At 42.0% G+C, this 20,003-nt stretch carries 14 protein-coding genes; 6 read left to right on the forward strand and 8 right to left on the reverse strand.

Annotated elements, in window-relative coordinates:
* Positions 1 to 52: 52 nt before the first annotated feature.
* Positions 53 to 1,201, forward strand: coding sequence for a chromate efflux transporter (gene chrA / locus H5180_RS14825; RefSeq protein WP_149983071.1), 1,149 nt, complete (start codon positions 53 to 55; stop codon positions 1,199 to 1,201).
* Here the strand turns inward: chrA and H5180_RS14830 are convergent.
* The 3 genes from H5180_RS14830 to speA all read right to left on the reverse strand — a co-directional run bounded on the left by H5180_RS14830 (position 1,164) and on the right by speA (position 5,387).
* A complete protein-coding gene (locus H5180_RS14830) occupies positions 1,164 to 2,423 on the reverse strand; it encodes a mechanosensitive ion channel family protein (RefSeq protein WP_145241985.1) in 1,260 nt (419 codons plus the stop codon). The genes chrA and H5180_RS14830 overlap by 38 nt on opposite strands.
* Positions 2,424 to 2,563: 140 nt before the next feature.
* On the reverse strand, positions 2,564 to 3,445 hold the full coding sequence (locus tag H5180_RS14835) for an acyltransferase (protein WP_145241986.1): 882 nt from the start codon (positions 3,443 to 3,445) through the stop codon (positions 2,564 to 2,566).
* Positions 3,446 to 3,509: 64 nt separating this feature from the next.
* Positions 3,510 to 5,387, reverse strand: coding sequence for a biosynthetic arginine decarboxylase (speA, locus tag H5180_RS14840; RefSeq protein ID WP_145241988.1), 1,878 nt, complete (start codon positions 5,385 to 5,387; stop codon positions 3,510 to 3,512).
* 203 nt (positions 5,388 to 5,590) lie between these two features.
* Here speA and speE point away from each other — a divergent pair, with 203 nt between their 5' ends.
* Positions 5,591 to 6,454 (forward strand): polyamine aminopropyltransferase, encoded by an 864-nt coding sequence (gene speE, locus H5180_RS14845; RefSeq protein ID WP_145241990.1) that lies wholly within the window; start codon positions 5,591 to 5,593, stop codon positions 6,452 to 6,454.
* Positions 6,455 to 6,730: 276 nt separating this feature from the next.
* On the opposite strand, the gene H5180_RS14850 is transcribed toward speE, so the two are convergent.
* The 3 genes from H5180_RS14850 to H5180_RS14860 form a co-directional block, all read right to left on the reverse strand.
* Positions 6,731 to 8,332 (reverse strand): methyl-accepting chemotaxis protein, encoded by a 1,602-nt coding sequence (locus tag H5180_RS14850; protein WP_182758473.1) that lies wholly within the window; start codon positions 8,330 to 8,332, stop codon positions 6,731 to 6,733.
* 67 nt (positions 8,333 to 8,399) lie between these two features.
* Positions 8,400 to 9,623: a hypothetical protein gene (locus H5180_RS14855; RefSeq protein ID WP_182758489.1), complete on the reverse strand. Its 1,224-nt coding sequence runs from the start codon at positions 9,621 to 9,623 to the stop codon at positions 8,400 to 8,402.
* Positions 9,616 to 10,245 carry a methylamine utilization protein gene (locus H5180_RS14860; protein WP_182758474.1) on the reverse strand — a complete coding sequence of 210 codons (630 nt, stop codon included), beginning with the start codon at positions 10,243 to 10,245 and terminating at the stop codon, positions 9,616 to 9,618. Before H5180_RS14860 ends, H5180_RS14855 begins: the two co-directional genes overlap by 8 nt.
* A 210-nt stretch (positions 10,246 to 10,455) precedes the next feature.
* Here H5180_RS14860 and H5180_RS14865 point away from each other — a divergent pair, with 210 nt between their 5' ends.
* The 3 genes from H5180_RS14865 to H5180_RS14875 all read left to right on the forward strand — a co-directional run bounded on the left by H5180_RS14865 (position 10,456) and on the right by H5180_RS14875 (position 17,191).
* Positions 10,456 to 12,498, forward strand: coding sequence for a glycoside hydrolase family 97 protein (locus H5180_RS14865; protein WP_182758475.1), 2,043 nt, complete (start codon positions 10,456 to 10,458; stop codon positions 12,496 to 12,498).
* Positions 12,499 to 13,002: 504 nt separating this feature from the next.
* Positions 13,003 to 16,011, forward strand: coding sequence for a LodA/GoxA family CTQ-dependent oxidase (locus H5180_RS14870; RefSeq protein WP_182758476.1), 3,009 nt, complete (start codon positions 13,003 to 13,005; stop codon positions 16,009 to 16,011).
* A gap of 4 nt (positions 16,012 to 16,015) precedes the next feature.
* Positions 16,016 to 17,191: a tryptophan 7-halogenase gene (locus tag H5180_RS14875; protein WP_182758477.1), complete on the forward strand. Its 1,176-nt coding sequence runs from the start codon at positions 16,016 to 16,018 to the stop codon at positions 17,189 to 17,191.
* On the opposite strand, the gene envZ is transcribed toward H5180_RS14875, so the two are convergent.
* Positions 17,188 to 18,492 (reverse strand): two-component system sensor histidine kinase EnvZ, encoded by a 1,305-nt coding sequence (envZ, locus tag H5180_RS14880; RefSeq protein WP_145242002.1) that lies wholly within the window; start codon positions 18,490 to 18,492, stop codon positions 17,188 to 17,190. The genes H5180_RS14875 and envZ overlap by 4 nt on opposite strands.
* A gap of 5 nt (positions 18,493 to 18,497) precedes the next feature.
* Positions 18,498 to 19,217, reverse strand: a complete 720-nt coding sequence (ompR, locus tag H5180_RS14885) for a two-component system response regulator OmpR (RefSeq protein ID WP_145242004.1) — start codon at positions 19,215 to 19,217, stop codon at positions 18,498 to 18,500.
* Positions 19,218 to 19,413: 196 nt separating this feature from the next.
* Here ompR and greB point away from each other — a divergent pair, with 196 nt between their 5' ends.
* Positions 19,414 to 19,893 carry a transcription elongation factor GreB gene (gene greB, locus H5180_RS14890; RefSeq protein ID WP_149983060.1) on the forward strand — a complete coding sequence of 160 codons (480 nt, stop codon included), beginning with the start codon at positions 19,414 to 19,416 and terminating at the stop codon, positions 19,891 to 19,893.
* The last annotated feature ends 110 nt before the right edge of the window (positions 19,894 to 20,003 follow it).

A 20,003-nucleotide genomic window follows, 5' to 3' on the forward strand; every position in this document is an offset into this window, starting at 1 on the left:
CACGAAATTTTGTCATACTAAGCTGTTACGGCAATAAGAAACGAGAGAATTCATGTTACTAGCTATTTTTAAGCAGTTTTTTTTACTTGGTTGCATGAGCTTTGGCGGGCCAGCTGCACATTTAGGTTATTTTAAACGTCATTTTGTTGATAACTTGCAATGGCTCAATGCTCAACGTTATGCACAACTAATCAGTCTTAGTCAGGCTCTGCCTGGACCTGGGTCTAGCCAAGTGGGTTTTGCTATTGGTGTGGAGCGAGCAGGCGTATTAGGCGGTATTGCTGCTTTTGTTGGCTTTACCTTACCTTCCTTTTTGATCATGGCTTTATTAGCGATTAGCGCCCACCAATTTGATGCTATTTACTTTGCAATAGTTGCCGGTTTAAAACTATTTGCCGTAGTAATTGTGGCCGATGCTACGCTGAGTATGGCAAAAAGCTTTTGTACTAGCTGGGTACTCAAAGCGCTTGCTATGTTAAGTACCTTAGTGCTGATCTTATTACCGAGCCTGAGCAGTCAAATATTGGTTCTATTAGCAGCCGCTGCTATTGGCGCAATATGGCCATTGCTTAATCTAGCTCAAAGTAATCAAACAGCAACTAAGCAGCGCACAGTTAACTGGCCTGCACTCATTCTATTTGCACTATTATTGCTAGTGAGCTTTGTCCCACTAGGTTCTCAATTTGCAGATTTTGCACCCTTTTATCAAGCTGGGGCTATGGTTTTTGGCGGCGGTCATGTGGTATTGCCGATACTTCAAGCTGGCTTACCAAGTTTAAACACTGAGCAATTTTTATCAGCTTACGCCAGCGCACAAGCGGTGCCTGGGCCAATGTTCACCATTGCTAGTTATTTAGGCGCAGAGCTTAATAGCGAGCAGCCGCTTGTTGGTGCGGTGATTGCAACCTTACTGATTTTTACTCCTGGTTTTTTATTAATGTTAGCATTTCAAAAAAGCTGGCTGCAATTATCTGAACGCCCCCGCTTTGCCAGCTGTATTGCCGCGCTTAATGCCGCTGTGGTGGGTTTTTTAGCGGCTGCATTGTATTCACCAATTTGGACATCCGCAGTTCACAACATTTGGCATATTGTGATTGTTGTTGCAGCTTTTGCATGGCTAAGGTTAGCAAAGCCACCTATTTGGTGGCTATTAATCGTATTTGTTAGCCTTGGCCTACTTCAGTATTATTTGCCACTTTAATGGTAGGTTTAATAGCGGTTGGGGTGATTGCTGCAGGACTAAATTGCCCCGAGACACTTTGATAAGCGCGTAGGTCAAAAATAGGTAATACCGCAAGTAGATGATCCATGATCTCTGCTTGCAGATGCTCGTACGATATCCAGCGCTTATCTTCACTAAAACAATAAAACTCTATCGGTAGGCCATGATTTAACGGTTGTAACTCCCGCACCATTAATGTCAGTGACGTGTTTATTTTACTGTGCTGCTTTAAATATCCTTCAGCATAACGACGAAATAACCCTAAATTTGATACCGGATCAGGTAAGGTATTCATCTTAATATATTCTTTTAACGCGATAGTTTGAGAAATCGTTTTAGTCAGCTCGTCATCAGCTAAACGAATGCTATTCATATCTATATTGAGTGAGCGCTTGATCCGACGACCTCCAGATTCTTGCATACCACGCCAGTTTTTAAATGAGCCGGCCACCAGCATATAAGTGGGGATAGTGGTGATAGTGTTATCCCAGTTTCGTACTTTTACGGTATTTAACCCAAGGTCAATTACTTCGCCGTCAGCACCATAGTTATCTACTTGGATCCAATCACCATAGGTTACTAAACGATTTGCTGCAATTTGAATGCTGGCTACAAAACCTAATATAGTGTCTTTGAATACTAACAAGGTCACCGCAGCAATTGCCCCGAAGCCTGAAAGAATATAGGTTGGCGATTTTTCCAGTACGATACTGACAATCAAAATCACACAAATCATAAAGGTAATAAGTTTTACTACTTGGATCAGCCCTTGAATCGGCACTTCGCGAGCAAACTCTAGTTGGTTATAAATGCCACCTGCAATACTTACTATGCTGCTGATGATAAAGCCAACATGAATAATTAATAAAGTTTGGCCAATCGTCTTCAGCACTTCAGCAGCAAATTCAGTAACTGGATAAACACTATCAAATGTTGCTAAGAATAATACACAGCACAACATCCCGGCAAAACGACGATTAAGTTTTGTCAGCATAGGCGCCAATAGCCCAATTCGCTCAGGAGAAAGTTTAGTCACCACCTTTTGAATACCTGGTAGCATTAAACGGCGGGTAAATAAATACACCACTAACAGCGAGAACACCCCAATTGCAGTGGCTGTAAGAGAACTGAATAATACTGTGTCAGGCATCCCCTGAAACCAAGGCTGCACAAATTGCTGTAAATGAGTTGGAGTCGTCATGATAATTCTAATTCCTTGCTGCGGGAGGCTCAATAACAGTCATTTTAGCTATATTGATTGTTGCTTAACACTGTAACAAACCCAAAACCAATACAAGCTTAACAGTACTGATTTGGGCCGTTACCTATTAGCATTTGCGACTATGACTTAAGTTTTTGCTCAAACTCGCTAAGCTGTTGTTCTTTCTCTTGCCATAAGCGATTTAATTCTGATTGAAAACGTACTCTAAATTCAGAATCTCCCGTGTAATCACCTATCAACTCTTGGCTTACCGGCATCACTTCTACATAAATATTAATTTGTTTTACTCGTCCACTGGCAAAATCCATAAACGTAGGAATGCCCTCAGGATACTGAATAGTGACATTTACCACTTTAGAGATTTGCTCACCCATAGCTTGCATCACAAACGCCACCCCACCCGCTTTAGGTTTGAGTAAATGAGGAAACGGGCTATTTTGACGCGAATGTTTTTGCGCTGTAAAGCGAGTACCTTCAACGAAGTTAACCACACTCACCGGCATTTCTTTGAACTTTTCACAGGCTTTACGGGTTGTTTCTAAATCTTTACCACGTAATTTAGGATTCTTTTTTAATTGGCTTTTGCTGGTACGAGTCATAAAAGGGAAGTCGAGCGCCCACCAACATAGCCCCAGAACAGGAACGTATATCAATTCTTTTTTCAAAAAGAAGTTTAAAAATGGAATTTTACGATTAAACACACGCTGTAAAACTAAAATGTCCACCCAGCTCTGATGATTGGCAATCACTAAGTACCAGTCTTTTAGTTTGAGCTCTTCAAGGCCGGTAACACTTAGCTTGGTTGGTGTTAATAACTTTTGATTTAACGTATTAAACGTAACCCAAATAGAGGCGCATTGCTTAGCTGTCCAACTCATTAACTTTTGTAACGGTTTGATAGGGATAAGTTTAATTAGGCCACAAATAAAAATGGGAACAAACCAAATTAGTGTATTTATGGTGTAAAAGAAAATACTAAAAACACAACGGATCCAAGACATTACTACTTAATTCCTTTCATTAAAACTGTTCGGCAATTTAGAATGCAATACAAGAGTATCGCAATTAATCTTCAAAATATGTATACCCTTCAAGGCCCGCATTTAGCTCAGCTAAATACTGCTGCTTAATAGAGTCACTAATGTCGAGTTGCTGTACTGTGGTAGCAAAGTTATCCGAGAAAATATCGCTATCATAATCAACAAACTTTAATACATCCTTAACGCTATCACCCTTGATCGCATTGGTTAGTTGATAACCTTGTTCGGTGAGCTCTACATGGACTGAATCAGTATCACCAAATAAGTTATGTAGATCACCTAAAATCTCCTGGTAAGCTCCCACCATAAACATCGCAATGTGGTATTGTTGCCCAGGTACATATTGTGGAATAGGTAAGCTTGTTTCGATCCCTGCTCCCTCAACATATTCACGAATTTGCCCATCTGAGTCACAGGTAATATCTTGAATGATTGCGCGTTGCGTTAACGGCTTATCAAGGTTTTCAATCGGCATTACCGGGAATAATTGCTGGATCCCCCAGACATCTGGCAATGACTGAAACAATGAAAAATTCACAAATAATTTGTCGGCTAATTTTTCGTTTAAATCATCCAGTACTTCACGGTGAGCACGCGCATTGCTTAATGACGCTCGCACGCGATGCAAAATAGTAAAATACAGCTGCTCTATTTTCGCCCACTCCAACATGCTTACTAAACCATGTACGTATTGGTCATGCGCTTCGCTAAATAAGTGCATTGCATCATGGTAAATTTCTAGCGCCATACGTGGGTTTAAGCGTTGTAAACACTGCCACATTTCATCTAACACTAACGCACTATTTGGCTCAGGTGCACTAGGGTTGCTGTGATTTGGTGCTTGCTCAACATCAATCACATCAGTGATCAGCACTGCGTGGTGAGCAGTTAACGCACGGCCTGATTCAGTAATAATAGCCGGATGCGCTAAGTCATGCTGTTCGCACACTTCAGCAAACGCATTCACCACATTACGAGCATATTCCTCTACTGTGTAGTTCATTGAACAGGCACTGCGCGAGCCAGAACCTTCGTAATCAACGCCTAAACCACCACCTACATCAACGGTATTTAATGGCACACCTAACTGGCTTAATTCTGCAAAGTGGCGTGAACATTCACGTAAAGCACGATGAATATCGCGAATATTGGCAATTTGTGAGCCTATATGAAAATGCACCATTTGCATTAAATGCAACTTATTGTGTTTTTTGAGTACTTCGACGGCCGTTAATACTTGCCCAGCTGTTAAGCCAAATTTACCTTTTTCGCCACCGGTATTTTGCCACTTCCCTTTACCCACTGAGTTTAAACGGATGCGAATACCAATGGCAGGCTCGATGCCTAGATCTTCAATCTCGGCTAATAACGTTGTTAACTCAGATAGCTTTTCAACTACGATTTTAACTTTATGGCCCATCGCTTGGCCAATACATGCTAAACGTAAAAACTCACTGTCTTTGTATCCATTACAAACAATAGTGATCGGTTGTTTTGCCACACCTAAAATCGCCATTAACTCAGGCTTTGAACCGGCTTCTAAACCGACTAAGCCACTTGGGTGCGCCAATAACTTACTTACTACTGAACGCTGCTGATTTACTTTGATCGGATATACGCAAGTATATTGACCTTGGTAGGCACGGGCATTGCGCGCGCTACTAAATGCGCTGGTCATAGTATCTACACGATTTTGCAAGATATCGGTAAAGCGTACTAATACTGGTAACGTTAAACCCTGCTTTTTAAATTGTTCCGTTAACTCGGTTAATGAAATAGCGGCTTTCGTTTGATCGCCATCTGGGAAAGCAACCAGCTCACCTTGGCTATTAATATCAAAGTAACCATCGCTCCAATGAGCAACGTTATATGTAGAGCGTGCTGTATCTAAACCCCAAGTCATGGCAAATTCTTCTATAGTTAACAAGTTTCGCGGAATCACGCATTTTAGTACGTCATAACCCTCTACGCTAACAAAAAATGACCTTTAAGCCAAAGCTAAGATAAAATATATTCGCTATACTGATAAAATTTCATTGAGCAAAACGCCAAGCACTGGCAGAATTGCCCCTTTTTCATACTCAACTCAAAAGTGTAACTAGCGACATGGCAAATTTAGATCAAAGTAAATGGTTTACAGAAATCAGTGAACGTGACGGCAGTGCGTTTTCTATGCGCATCAACAAAAAGCTAGAAGAACAGCAATCGCCTTTTCAAAAAGTCGAAATGTACGAGACAACAGACTTCGGTAATCTAATGATTATTGACGGTTGTACTATGGTAACTAGCCGTGAAAACTTTTTTTACCATGAAATGATCAGCCACCCTGCACTACTTGCACACCCAAACCCAAAAAATGTAGTTATTATTGGTGGTGGTGACTGCGGCACTTTACGTGAGGTACTCAAGCACCCGGGCGTTGAGTCTGTTACACAAATCGATATCGATGAAGTAGTGACGCAAATGTCACTTAAATACTTCCCTGAGTTATGTGAAGCAAACCAAGATCCTCGCGCTACAGTAATGTTTGACGACGGTATTAAATACATGCGTGAAGCTGCAGCAGAATCAATCGATATCGTGATTGTTGATGGCACTGATCCAGTCGGTCCTGGTGAAGGTTTGTTCAACCATGCCTTTTACACGAGCTGTTTAAATGCACTACGCCCTGGCGGCATTATGGTACAACAAAGTGAATCACCGCTTATGCATATGCCATTACTGGTTGAAATGCGCGATGCGATGACTGATGTAGGCTTTAACGACTTACAAACACTGCCATTCCCACAACCTATTTACCCAAGTGGTTTATGGTCAGTAACACTTGCTCGTAAAGATGAAGCATTCGCCGGTTTTAGAGAAGACGCAGCAGCAGAGCTTGCGCAAACTACAGAGTATTACAATAATGGTATTCACCATGGCGCATTAGCAACACCGAACTTTATGAAGCGCGCTTTCGAAAAAAAGTAAACGTTATACCAATCGTTTTAAGTTACTGACCATTTATAGCGACAGAAAAATACAGTGGTAACAAGGCAGAGATTTTGACATGTAGTTGTTCTCGGCAATTGCTCCTGCATTGCTCTACCTCTTGCATCCATGCAGTCGTACATGAAAAATTACTAACGCAGTTAGCGCTTTATTTAGCGCGCTAGAATGGTTAAATATTTAAGTCGATTGGTATTAGATACTAACAACGCAAAAAAGGGTTCTCTCGAACCCTTTTTTATTGCCTACAGCAAACAATTAAACTTTAAAGCGCTGCACTAGGCGGCTTAATTCATCGGTTAATTGGTTCATTCTTACCGCAACTTCTTCAGTTGAACGTGCCAGCTCGCCACCTTGCATGGTTTGTTCGTTCAATGATGATAAATTATGACTGATTTCTTCAGCTACTGCTGTTTGCTCATCGGTAGCTTGGGCTGTTTGCATAGCCATATCATTCACTTTTACTGATGACTCTTGCATCGCATTAAGTACATCATTGGTTTGCGTAAACGATGCTACGGCTTCATCTGCAAAGCGTTTGCCACCATTAATTGCCGTTAAAGACTGCTCGACACTATTGGCAAACTGCTCAACCATTTTTTGAATATCGTTGGTACTTTCTTGAGTACGCGTTGCCAAGGTGCGTACTTCATCGGCGACCACCGCAAACCCCCGCCCTTGTTCGCCAGCACGCGCCGCTTCGATAGCAGCATTTAACGCAAGTAGATTAGTTTGCTCTGCAATCGCGCGGATCACTTCCAGCACTTTAGCTATATTATCAGAGCTTTGTTGCAGTTCGGTTGATTTGTTACTGGCATGTTCCATATTTTCAGATAGCGCGACTATTTTATCACTCGAATTAGCCACAGCCGTTAAACCTTGCTTAGCCAGTTGCTGTGAGTTATCAGCTTCTTTTGAAGACTGCTGCGCCACATTAGCCACTTCGCGACTAGCAACACTCATTTGATGAACCGCACTGACAATTGATTCTGATGCTTGGCTGAGTTTTTGAGTGATCTGATTATTTTGATTTGCGAACTGACTTAAATCAGTACCTAAATGGTTAAGCTCATTAGCTTGGCCTAAAATATCACGGATCAGTTGCTGCAAATTATCTAAAAAACGATTAAATGCCGTTGCCAGCTCGGCAAATTCATCTTGGCTTTCTATCGCTATACGTCCTGTTAAATTACCATCACCAGAGGCAATATCATTAATTCTCGCAGTCACGTAATGCATTTGCTTCGTTAACTGACGTGGGATCACATAACTGAACCAAGCTGAAATGGCTAACAGCACCACCACCATAGTCAGTAAAAACAATTTCGTTGTAGTTATCTTCTCAAGCAATTTTTGTTTTTCTTGTTTCGACGTCAACTCAGCTTGTTCACCTGCTTTATCTAAAATATCGCGCAGCGCTGCAAACTCTGTATTGGCCTGCTGATTTTTTTGCTTGTTTTGCGGGTCGTTGATAAACGCGTTTGATGCTGATAACCATTTTTCAAAGGCACTATCAAAGCCAGTAAACTGCGTCGTTACTTGCGGGTAGGCTGATAAGAAATGTAAATATTGATTAAAACGATCGGTCACTTGCTGTGCGTTTTCTTGATGATCTTGCAGTTCTTCGGCATTACCTATCTTATTGGTTACTAAGTGTAATTCAGCTACCTTAGCTTGGTAGAGATCACGATCACTATTAACCACTACTGAAATAGCATTTAAAAATCGCTCAGATTGTGCTTCTAACGCATCTTTTTGTAAGTTAATTAAGTGCGTGTAGCCTGCTATCAGTACTATTATCGCAATCCCAAGTAACACAATTGGGAGTGAGCTCTTGATTCGAATACTCTGTAAGTTCATTTTTCACCTTTGCATAAAATACAACATCAGCCACACCTTAATATAGTTCAAACTATCTGAATTACCATTAAAAGCGCCACTGAACATTTAAGCTAATTTGTTGCTGTGATAGGTTTTTGGGATTATTCATCGCCATGCGATTATCTGCTTGGCTGTGTAATGCAGAACCTTCAATCCCTAGTTGCCACTGCGGCGTTAATTGATAACGCCAGGTCGCGGTTATACCTTCACCTTCACTGGCATTAGGATCAAATTGCCAGTCGTCATGATCGGTTACCTCAAAATAATCATAACGCATTGAAATACGATGCTTGGCCATTTTATGACTTACTAATACAAAGTGACTATAGAAGCTATTATTTACACCGCGTTTAGCACCCATAGCGGTAGTGCCCGACATCATTTGCGCAATTAAGCGCGTATTCGCAGTAAATTTATATAGCCACGCGACGCTGCTAAAACGAGTGTCCCATGCATATTGCCCAGTACTTCTATTTAGTGCTGCAGGATCGCCATTATTATCGTAATAATAAAAACGAAATTGTGATTTTTTTAAATAATCCCAGTGAATTCCTGCATAATAACCAAAGCGCCCATCAACCTCTTCAAAGGGCAATACCTGATTTGCCTGATACTGAAGTGCGGTGGTATTAAATGAAGCGATTGGTGCAAACGCAATACTTTCATTAAAGGTCGTTTGGCGGTCATGCATTGCAAAGCCACGCCAAGCTAATAATGTTCCTGCAGGATCATTACCTTTAAATGTCGCGCCAACCAATGCAAAGCTATGGGTACTGTTAAAGCTGCGCCCTGGCCGCTTGATAGTGGCCTCAACCCCAACGGTACGTACCTCTTCACCTATCCATGAGTTTATTGCTGAGTTAGTGTAATTATATGGTGAAAGCCAGCCCATATCTGGATTTTCTAATGATAATAACGGGTAAAAACCACCCACCCGCAGATGCCATTTATAGTTACTCGCTGTTAGCGGCTTATATTGCAAATATGCTTGGCTAAAACCTAAAGTCGGCTGCGGATCTTGATAAGCATTAATAACCCCATGTGCTGACCAAGCGGTGGTTAAATTAGTTCTAAAATCAACGACTCCCTGAGAGAGAACAATGCCATCATTGTCACTATCGTACCGGTATAGCCCTACGCCACCTTGTTGCCAACTTACGTATTGATCACCCTGAACTGCACTTAGTTGCACTAAGCCCTTTACTTGTGCAAAAGCATTGCACGTTAATGTTAGCCCCACTACACCTAGGTAAAAGCAAGCTTTATTCATAATCGTCAAATTCATCAACGCCCACCGCAACACGAGAAATAATCGCCTGTTTTATTTGATAAACAACCGGCGCACTAGTGAGTGAAATGGCTTTGCTTTCAGTTTTGCTGATGTCACTAAATTCGGAGTGCCAAATATTGAGTGTAAAATCTCCGGCCTCAAGCGCCAGCTCAATTTGTCCTTTTTCATTGGTCATTGCGTAATACGGACTATCAACCACCACAATATACCCCAACATCCAATCATGAATATTACAGCCTAATTCAACTACGCCCGTTTGCTCAAAACTGATCGGATCCTGTGGTTGCTCTCGGTATAGCTTTAGCTCAAACGATTTAGCTTTGGAAAACGAATACACGTGGTGCATGATTGAATCTGCATTTGGAAACTCAACTTGAGCATTTTGCGGTACCACCAACACATGGGGAATAAACTGCCGGTCTTTTTGAGTCATTATAAAGGGTGTAGTTGGCGCGGGGAATTCAACACTTTTATCCGCAGGCGTTAACCAGACGACGGCATTAGCGAGCGGCTTTTGCTGTTGATCATTAATGGTGATAGTACCAGCGTAACTATTAAAAACCATTAAACACAATGAAAGAATGAAGGTCTGCTTTAACATTTTAATATCTTCTTATTTAACTTCATTCATTATAAACCAATTAGATTAATCTTTTGTTAATTATATTCTGTTAAAAATATCTCGTTAATTATTTTTCAATATTTAACCTAAGCTAACTAATGAGCTGAATACGTATGCAGTCATCTCGTAATCTAGGCCCTTGCGCTTTATGCTAAATGCTTCAATTAGGTTACACCTCAAGGAACAGCTATGCGATTACCTTTGCTACTTCTGCTTGGACTTTCAAGTGCTTGTTTTGCTAAAGACGCGACGATTCAATCCCCAAACGGAAATATAACAATAACCATTTCGGATCAGCGAGCTACACCAAGTTATAAAATCAGCTTTAACGGCAAAGATGTTATTGAAAATTCAGCTCTTGGCTTCGAATTTAAACAACAAGCCGCCTTTGCTGAAGGTTTTACAATAACCGACGTCAACAACTCCCAACATAACAGCCAATGGCAGCAACCTTGGGGTGAACGCCAAACTATTATAGATAAACATAATGAGCTCGCGGTTACGTTTAAAAAGCCAGCGCCACAAGGCGGCACTTACACGGTTCGTTTTCGAGCTTTTAATGATGGCGTCGGTTTTCGTTACGAAGTACCTAAACAAGCTGGATTTGAAAACATTGAAATCACTAAGGAGCTAACCGAATTTGCAATTAGTGGTGCGGATAAAGCCACCGCATGGTGGATCCCAGCTCGTGGTTGGAACCGTTATGAATATGTTTATAACACCACTCCACTGCAACAAGCTGCTCTTGCACATACTCCATTTACCTTTAAAAACGCTGATGGCGTCCATGTGAGCATTCACGAAGCTGCATTAGTTGATTATGCAGGGATGGTGCTCAATCAACGTCGCCCAGGGACTTTACAAGCCGACTTAACGCCTTGGTCTGATGGTGTTGCGGTTAAAAAACACGGCGCATTTAATACTCCGTGGCGCACCATTCAAATTGGTGACAAAGCCGTTGATTTGATCAACTCAGATATTATTTTAAACCTCAACGAACCAAATAAACTCGGTGATGTATCGTGGGTTAAACCAGGTAAATATGTCGGCATTTGGTGGGGCATGCATATCAATGAGAACACTTGGGGCAGCGGTGAAAAGCACGGTGCGACCACCAAAGAAACCAAGCGTTACATGGATTTTGCAGCTAAATACGGTTTTGATGGGGTACTTGTCGAGGGCTGGAATATTGGCTGGGATGGCGACTGGTTCTTCAATGGTGATGTTTTTAGTTTTACCAAACCTTACGCTGACTTTGATATTGCAGAGCTAACTCGCTATGGCAAAGAAAAAGGCGTACAGCTGATTGGCCACCACGAAACGTCTGGCAACGTAACCAACTACCGCAACCAGATGGAAGACGCCTACGCACTGTACGAAAAATCTAACGTTAGCCAAGTAAAAACAGGTTACGTAGCAGATGGCGGCAACATCAAACGCATTGATGAAAACGGCATTGCTCGCCATGAGTGGCACGATGGCCAATTTATGGTTAATGAATACCTACACAGCGTGCAACTGGCTGCAAAACATAAAATCAGTATTAACACCCATGAACCGATAAAAGACACAGGTCTGCGCCGTACTTATCCGAACTGGATAGCCCGCGAAGGTGCTCGCGGCCAAGAGTTTAATGCATGGGGCACACCGCCAAATCCACCAGAGCATATTCCAATGCTCGCCTTTACCCGTATGTTAGCTGGGCCAATGGACTTTACACCGGGCATTTTTGATATGAGTTTTAATGGATTAGGTGGTGATACAAATCGTCCACAAACCACACTTGCGAAACAACTCGCGTTATATGTCGTAATGTATAGTCCAATCCAAATGGCCGCTGATCTTCCGCGTAACTATTTAGCCAAACCGGACGCATTTAAATTTATTCAAGACGTACCAACAGATTGGCAACAAAGTATCGCACTAGCGGGTGAGGTTGGCGATTACGTGGTGTTTGCTCGCAAAGAGCGTAAGCGTGATAACTACTCTGGTAACGACTGGTTTTTAGGAGCAGTAACCGATGAGCAAGCTCGCAGCATAGAGATAAAACTCGACTTCTTAGAGCAAGGTAAAAAGTTTGAGGCACAAATTTATCGTGATGGTAATAATGCGCAGTGGAAAAACAACCCATACGATTTAAAAATCGAAAAGCGCATAGTCACAGCTGCTGATAAGTTAACGCTTAAACTTGCCACCAGCGGCGGCACAGCAATTAGATTTAAAGCTTTATAATAGCGCGAAGTCGATAGTGAAAATAGGAGGCGTGAGTTTCTCTCGCGTCTTCTTTTTAATAAACAACCGGCAAATAAAGAGCTTCCAATTTATACTGTTAACGTATGAGTTAACCCTTAAAATAATTGTTCAATGCTACAGTTCATGACTTCATTAAACTGTTGGCATCATCATTACTGCAACCAAAAGCAACTATGCTTATATTGATGGCTCTGTTGTATCACCCCCTGAAAATACCTAACACATCCTATAAATAGCACGTGAAATACCGTGTAATAGTTTTATTTCCATTATTGCTCTACTTTTACAGATTAAAAAGTTAGTTAATTAGTAACAGTAGGAATACCAAGCATGGCTGTGAGCCATATATTTAATAATTTTGAAAAATTACGCAGCACTAATAAACAACTAAATGGCAGTCAGCTCAATAATAGTGAACTTGCTTAAAAGGACTTTTAGAGCTAATACCTCTAGAGCCGCTTCAATACTATAAGGAATATAATAATGGCTAAGAAACCCAAAAATCTCAGTATTAAAACGCTAGCAACTGCTAACAATGTGCCATGTTGGTCAAATGACAAAGATGTTGAACTAGCCTGCCAGCGGTTAACTGAAATGTTTGTTGGCCTTGGTCAAGTGCCGCGTATAGACAAAGGTCAACAGCCAGCACAACGAGCTGTATTTAGAAAGCAACATGGCATCGCTTACGGCCACTTTATTATCAATCCAGATATAGACCCACAATTTAAAATTGGCATTTTTGCAGGCAAAGAATACGAATGTGCAGTGCGCTTTTCAAGTGATACGTTACCATCATCACCAGATTTACACAGCACATTAGGATTGGCAGTGAAGCTCTTTGGAGTAGATGGGCCAAAGCTGATTGGCGAAGGTGATACCGCAGATTTTATTTTTCAAAACATGGATCGATTTTTTACCAAAAATGCGCAACAGATGTGCCAATTCACCACTGCAGGCGTGATCGATAAAAACTATGATGCCTATTTAAATAATCCAAAACACATACAAACAGCCAATATTTTACAGGCTATGCAAAAAGTTGAAGCAAGCTGTTTAAGCGCTAATTATTGGGCAATATTACCGTTCAAATTAGGCGAACAACAGATTGTAAAATATCGCTTAGTGCCTGAAGGCAGTGAACTTGGTGCACCCAGTGTCGATAATAATTACCTCGCTTTAGATTTGCAGCGACGTTTACGTCAAGGCAGTGCAACATTTCGCTTTGAAGTACAATTAAGAACAAACCCAAAAACAATGCCACTTGATGATGCACAAGCCGTGTGGAGCTGTGAAGAAAGCCCATACGTATGTATTGCGCGGCTGCATTTAGCACAACAAAATATTACCGCGATTGGTCAAGCTGAGCTTGGTAATAACTTAGCGTTTAATATTTGGCGTACTTTAACCGCCCATGAGCCTCTAGGTAGCATTGCATTGGCTCGAAAGTCAGCCTATGCGGCCAGTGCTCATGCCCGACATACAGCCAACGGTCAGCAGCTACAAGAGCCTAAACAGTTAAGTGAATTTAAGCCACAGCAAGATCAAGATACTGACTCTGAGTGTATTGTTTATGCCGGTATTTATCCGCCTATTGGTGTAATGCGCGTAGGTAATAGTAAAAAAGGCTACTTTATTGGCCCGCAACAACCGCAGCCCATAGCTCATACTGATGAATACAGTTACCGAGATAAAACAGGTGCATTAAAGCGCCAAGCAGCTGAGTTTAGAATTTACGGTTTTAATGCCGCTGGTAAAGCGATAAAAGAACTAACCCTCGATAATGCAGACATTACTTGGCATGCTGAATTAGCAAATCAAAAAGCCTGCTGGTACGAATTTCAAATTGCTTTAGATATTCCAGAAGCCGCAGATGCGCCGCCATCGTTACTGCGTAATAACAATGTAGCCGATCGTAGCAAGCTGTTAATCAAAGGGGGCAAACACAGTATAAGCGGCAAAAACGTAAAATCTAAGCATGAGTTTATTGGCCAATTTATGGATCAGGATGTGTATTTAGGCGAAATGCGCAGTGATCAATACGGTCGCTTACTCATGCTCGGTGGTCATGGCGTGTCACGCAACGTAAACGGCGATATAGCCATTACCTTTGCAAATAATGAAGGCTGGTATGATGACACCTCAGATGGCCCAATTACAGCAGAGGTTGTATATCAGGGGATATCGCTAAGAGTAGAACCCGCTTGGGTTATTTGCGCGCCACCGGATTATGCACCGATGCAAAAATCAGTACGCACCATGTGGGATTTAATGCGCGATGTTGCTGTAGATGCTGGTATGCTGGCAAGACCACAGCGACCTTCCTTTAGTAACGACATTCAACCCATATTTGACCGAATGACGGATTTACAATGGGTTAATGACGGATTTGCTGGCGCATTTGGCTGGGGGGGGCAGTTTAATTACACCACCAATGAATGGCTAGAAAAGCTTAGCGATCCCTCTCCTGCCTATCAGGAATTACGCCGTACACTGTCTAATAACTTTCGTCGTTTTGATGTTCCCGGTGCGCAAGCTCCACAACTATGGCCTTGGCTGTATGGCGACGCGATTAGCATTCCTCCCACGGGCTCAGTGCGCCAGCATGCAACGCTATCAAATTTGCAGTTGAGCTTTTTAGAGCAATGGGTGAAAGGTGATTTTATTAATGATTACACTCCTCAATCAGCTTGTCCGGCACATGCAAATGTAACCGCGTTAGATGATTATCCAATTGCTGAGCAGCCAGAACTACTTACTCGCGGCGCGATGGAGTTTTGCCTTGCTGATGCATTTCACCCGGGCTGTGAAATGACTTGGCCAATGCGAACTGCAGGCATGTATATGTCGGCATTTCGACTCAAACACACCCAAGCGGACTTACAAAGTGACCGTTACTATTATGGTCCTGTGATGAATAGCGACGTTTATACCCTCGCGCAAGGACCTTTATTTGGTGGTCAAGTAGCAGGCGGGATAACACGCTGGATGGCTATTCCTTGGCAAACTGATACCGCGAGCTGTAGAGATGGCTACAGCTCTGAGTACGATCCATTTTTACCGACATTTTGGCCTGCTCGAGTGCCAAATCAAATAATGAATCAGTTCCGCTATCAACAAGTGCTTGATACCTCATTACCTGACAGTACTCGTCAACAGGCTTTTGCTTATCGTACTGATTGGCTTGATGATTTACCTCTGCACGGTAATCCTGCCACATATACAAACCAAATCAATAGTATGATAGACAACTTTGCTGAACTTGCGATTGTACAACCGCATATCGGCGTAATAGGCGATGCACAATTTCCTAGCGCAATGCAGGTTGGTATATTGCCCAACAATCCACAAGATGAGGCACAAGTTAACTTAGCGAGTAAAGCGATACAGCATACAAAAGCGACTCTCTCGGCTGAACATGCTTCACATCGTAGTCAAACCAACTTAGGTGTTACCGAAAAAGCGAGCCGTTTTCATCGCAACAAAGGACGCTAAAGCAATGCTGCAAGAGACCGAATTACAAACGGATGTTGTGATCATTGGTGCAGGTGTGGCAGGTTGTATCGCCGCACTTGCTTTATGTGATTCATATCAAGTTACTTTGATTGATAAGTCTGAGATGCCCGAAGAGCGAATTGGTGAATGCTTAGCACCTGCCGCACGGCGTATTTTACAACAGTTAGATTTGTTAACTGAATTTGAAAACCAACTGGTGGCCAACGTACTTACCCCACAGCATTTACACAATGCAGGATTGCAAATAAGTTGGGGCCAATCAACACCCTATGTTACTGATAATCTCAGTAACCCGGATGGTTTAGGTTGGCGCTTGGATCGTCAAGTATTTGAGAGCTTTTTACGCGAAAAAGCGCTGCAACGGGGTGTCCGCTGTATTTGGCCTGCCAAATTAGCACACAGCGAATACCAAGGGCAACGCTGGCAAATAACACTAACACAGTTACAACAAGAGCAAACAATCAACATTGCGAGTCAATTCGTAATTGATGCCACTGGCCGAGAGGCTCATTTTGCAAAAAAATACACCGCTCGCAAACAACATGACCGTCTAATATCTTGCTGGGCAACCGTGGCTAATACTATTGAAAATCAACTAGGCAGCATTTGTGCCACGCAAAACGGCTGGTGGTACAGTGCACCATTACCAAACCAACGTCGTGTTTTAGCATTTCAAACGGATCCGGATTTGCTGACCAAAGGCTTACAACGTGATACAAAGTTATTTACTCAACATGCGCAATGTTATGCCAATCAAGCGAAGATTCTCGATGTATGCCAACAGCCAATAACACTGCACGGTATCGTCAGCGCGAACTCCACTCGCTTAGAGTGTTTTGCAGGCCAACAATGGGCCGCTTTAGGTGATGCAGCACTGAGCTTTGATCCAATCTCATCGCAAGGAATTTTTAATGCTATGGCAAGTGCGATGCAACTTGCCGATCTGATGAAAAAACTCGAGATAGTCAATAAAATAGAACACGATAGCCAGCTACAATTTAAAAAACTATACCAGCAACAAATAGAACAGATTTGGCATCGTTATTTAGATCACAAACACTATTTTTACGCTCAAGAGCAACGCTGGTCAAACAGTCCTTTTTGGCAGCGCAGACAGCAGCCGAGTAGTATAAAAGTATATGATAGTATATACAGCTAACTCACTTTGACTGGTAAATAAACCTCAGCATTTAAACCGCCTTCAGGGCGATTAACCAGTTTTACTTTACCACCATGCATATCAACTATGCGCTTAATGATCGCAAGCCCTAACCCACTACCTTCACTGCCTCGCGCAGCATCGCCTTGTTTAAAAGGTTCAAATACCGTTTCAAGTTCACTTTCAGGAATACCTGGGCCATGATCTTTTACAATCACCATAGCGTATTTTTTATCACGACTTAGCGCAGTTTCAACATCAATATCACCATCCGAATAACGGATCGCATTTTCAATCATGTTGGTAATAACTCGCTTGATTGCCACCATACTTAAAGGAATGTTACTAATACTAGGATTTTCGCTAAAAGTGATAGTGCGTTGATGTTTTTGTTCTGAATGCACCACTTCTGACACTATCGCGTTGAGATCTTCAAGCGCTAACTCCTCACGTTTGTGATGACGCAAATACTCAATAAACTGATCAATAATGGCATTCATGTCTTCAATATCGTAGATGATCCCTTCACGCAGATAATCTTCTTCATCCGACATCATTTCGGTAGCAAGGCGAATGCGCGTCAGCGGCGTACGTAAATCATGAGACACCCCAGCCATAAGTAGACGGCGGTCGTTCTCAAGCGCTGCTATACCACGTGACATTTGATTAAATGCGCGGGTTACTTCGATGACTTCAGTTGAGCCGTGTTCCTCTAATTTTGTAGAAAAATCTCCAACCCCTACTTTTACCGCCGCTTGTTGCAGCGCTTTTAAAGGTCGATTCAAATGACGTGCGAACAGCCAACCACCGAGTACACTTAAAAAGCCGATACTAGATAAATAAAAGGTTAGAAATTCGAGATTATTTTCTTTAAAACCAGTTAGCGGTACTTTAACCCAGTAACCCGGTGCTTGCGGCGCTTCTACCCAATAAACAAGCGGATCTGTTTGGCTAATACGCACTCGGGCTGAACCATGCAGTTGCTCAGACATACTACGCGACAACATCGAATATTCACGAGTTTGCGCCAAACCTTCGCTCATCGCTTGGCGCTGGGTCATAACTTCGATACCGGTTATTTCAAAAAACTTTTCAGACACCTCATCACTTATTTCAACGCCATCTTCCCAGTCTATAAACACAGTTTTGATTTGTTTTGCGAGAATAAGGTTAACTTGCTCAATAGTAGGCTTAACTACGTAAAGGCTAACCGTGATGTAAGACACTACTTGGTTGATCAACAATAGTGCCGCCACTAAAAACACCGTTTGTCCAAATGCACTTTTGGGGAACATACTCATTATGGCTATTTTTCACCATCTGGAACAAATACGTAACCTAAGCCCCATACAGTTTGAATATAACGTGGATTAGCGGCATCGACTTCGATCATGCGACGCAAACGTGAGACTTGTACATCGATACTACGCTCTAATGCACTGTAATCTCGACCACGCGCTAAGTTCATTAACTTATCACGACTAAGCGGCTCTCGTGGATGTGTAACAAGCGCTTTCAATACCGCAAACTCACCACTGGTCAACGACATGGTTTTGTCGCCTTGGCTCATTTCACGGGTGGCTAAATTAAGCGAAAACTCACCAAACGAAATATGATTTTCTTCTGCTGACGGTGCACCTGGCACTTCTTTTGAACGACGACGCAAAATAGCTTTAATACGCGCTAATAATTCACGCGGGTTAAATGGTTTCGGGATGTAATCATCAGCACCAAGCTCTAAACCGATAATACGATCAACCTCATCACCTTTAGCCGTTAACATGACAATTGGAATTTCATTTTCTTTTTGGCGTAACCGCTGACAGATAGATAAGCCATCTTCACCGGGTAGCATTAAATCAAGTACCATCAAGTGAAAGTTTTCTCGTTCTAACAGCCGATCCATTTGTTCTGAATTAGCAGCTGTACGCACAATAAATCCTTGTTCTACCAAGTAGCGCTCTAACAAGCTGCGTAAACGCATATCATCATCAACGACTAATACTTTTGTGGTTTCATGTCCCATTACTTTCATTCTTATTTTTCTGTACTGTTATGATTAATATAAATGAAAAACATGATAATAAAAAACTAATTAGGTCACTAGATTGTTACTGAACATTTCAAGCCCACAAAAATGCTGGCGAGAACAAAAATCAGCTCGACAAGCCAACAAGATTTTTATACCTTGCCTAGGTGTTTCTCAAGGTAATAATTTAAACGTGAAAACTAATTTAATCACCCGCGAAGGGTATTTACAGCTGCAACAAGAACACGACCACTTATGGAATGTTAAACGCCCTGAAGTCACCAAAATAGTGAGCTGGGCTGCTAGCCTTGGTGACCGTTCAGAAAATGCTGATTACCAGTACAATAAACGTTTGTTAAGACAAATAGATCGTCGCGTGCGGTATTTACGCAAACGCATGCCAGATCTAAAAATAATTGATTACTCGCCGCAGCAAGCTGGTAAAGTGTTTTTTGGTGCATGGGTCGAAATAGAAAATGAACAAGGTGAAGTGCTGAAGTTTCGCATTGTTGGCCCTGATGAGATTTATGACCGCAAAGATTATATCTCGATTGATTCGCCGATGGCGCGCGCATTATTGAAAAAACAAGTGGATGATGAGTTTTATGTTACAACTCCGCAGGGCAAAAAAGAGTGGTACGTTAACAGTATCAGTTACCCTGGGGCTTCATAAATCCTCAGTAAAACGATAGATCCTCGCTTCTCATTATTCAGATAAGGTTAATTATTGATTGTCTAAAGTGAATTTGTAGACTATAAATAAAAGTACTCAAGTAAAGCATT

This window comes from Pseudoalteromonas sp. SR41-4, assembly GCF_014163985.1.
In the GTDB taxonomy this organism is placed as follows: domain Bacteria; phylum Pseudomonadota; class Gammaproteobacteria; order Enterobacterales; family Alteromonadaceae; genus Pseudoalteromonas; species Pseudoalteromonas rhizosphaerae.

Coding starts and splice junctions, on each gene's coding strand:
- ompR (WP_145242004.1), bottom strand. CDS start 19,217: ATGGGACATGAAACCACAAAAGTATTAGTCGTTGATGATGATATGCGT.
- chrA (WP_149983071.1), top strand. CDS start 53: ATGTTACTAGCTATTTTTAAGCAGTTTTTTTTACTTGGTTGCATGAGC.
- H5180_RS14830 (WP_145241985.1), bottom strand. CDS start 2,423: ATGACGACTCCAACTCATTTACAGCAATTTGTGCAGCCTTGGTTTCAG.
- H5180_RS14850 (WP_182758473.1), bottom strand. CDS start 8,332: ATGAACTTACAGAGTATTCGAATCAAGAGCTCACTCCCAATTGTGTTA.
- H5180_RS14835 (WP_145241986.1), bottom strand. CDS start 3,445: ATGTCTTGGATCCGTTGTGTTTTTAGTATTTTCTTTTACACCATAAAT.
- H5180_RS14870 (WP_182758476.1), top strand. CDS start 13,003: ATGGCTAAGAAACCCAAAAATCTCAGTATTAAAACGCTAGCAACTGCT.
- H5180_RS14875 (WP_182758477.1), top strand. CDS start 16,016: ATGCTGCAAGAGACCGAATTACAAACGGATGTTGTGATCATTGGTGCA.
- speA (WP_145241988.1), bottom strand. CDS start 5,387: ATGACTTGGGGTTTAGATACAGCACGCTCTACATATAACGTTGCTCAT.
- envZ (WP_145242002.1), bottom strand. CDS start 18,492: ATGAGTATGTTCCCCAAAAGTGCATTTGGACAAACGGTGTTTTTAGTG.
- speE (WP_145241990.1), top strand. CDS start 5,591: ATGGCAAATTTAGATCAAAGTAAATGGTTTACAGAAATCAGTGAACGT.
- H5180_RS14865 (WP_182758475.1), top strand. CDS start 10,456: ATGCGATTACCTTTGCTACTTCTGCTTGGACTTTCAAGTGCTTGTTTT.
- H5180_RS14860 (WP_182758474.1), bottom strand. CDS start 10,245: ATGTTAAAGCAGACCTTCATTCTTTCATTGTGTTTAATGGTTTTTAAT.
- H5180_RS14855 (WP_182758489.1), bottom strand. CDS start 9,623: ATGAATAAAGCTTGCTTTTACCTAGGTGTAGTGGGGCTAACATTAACG.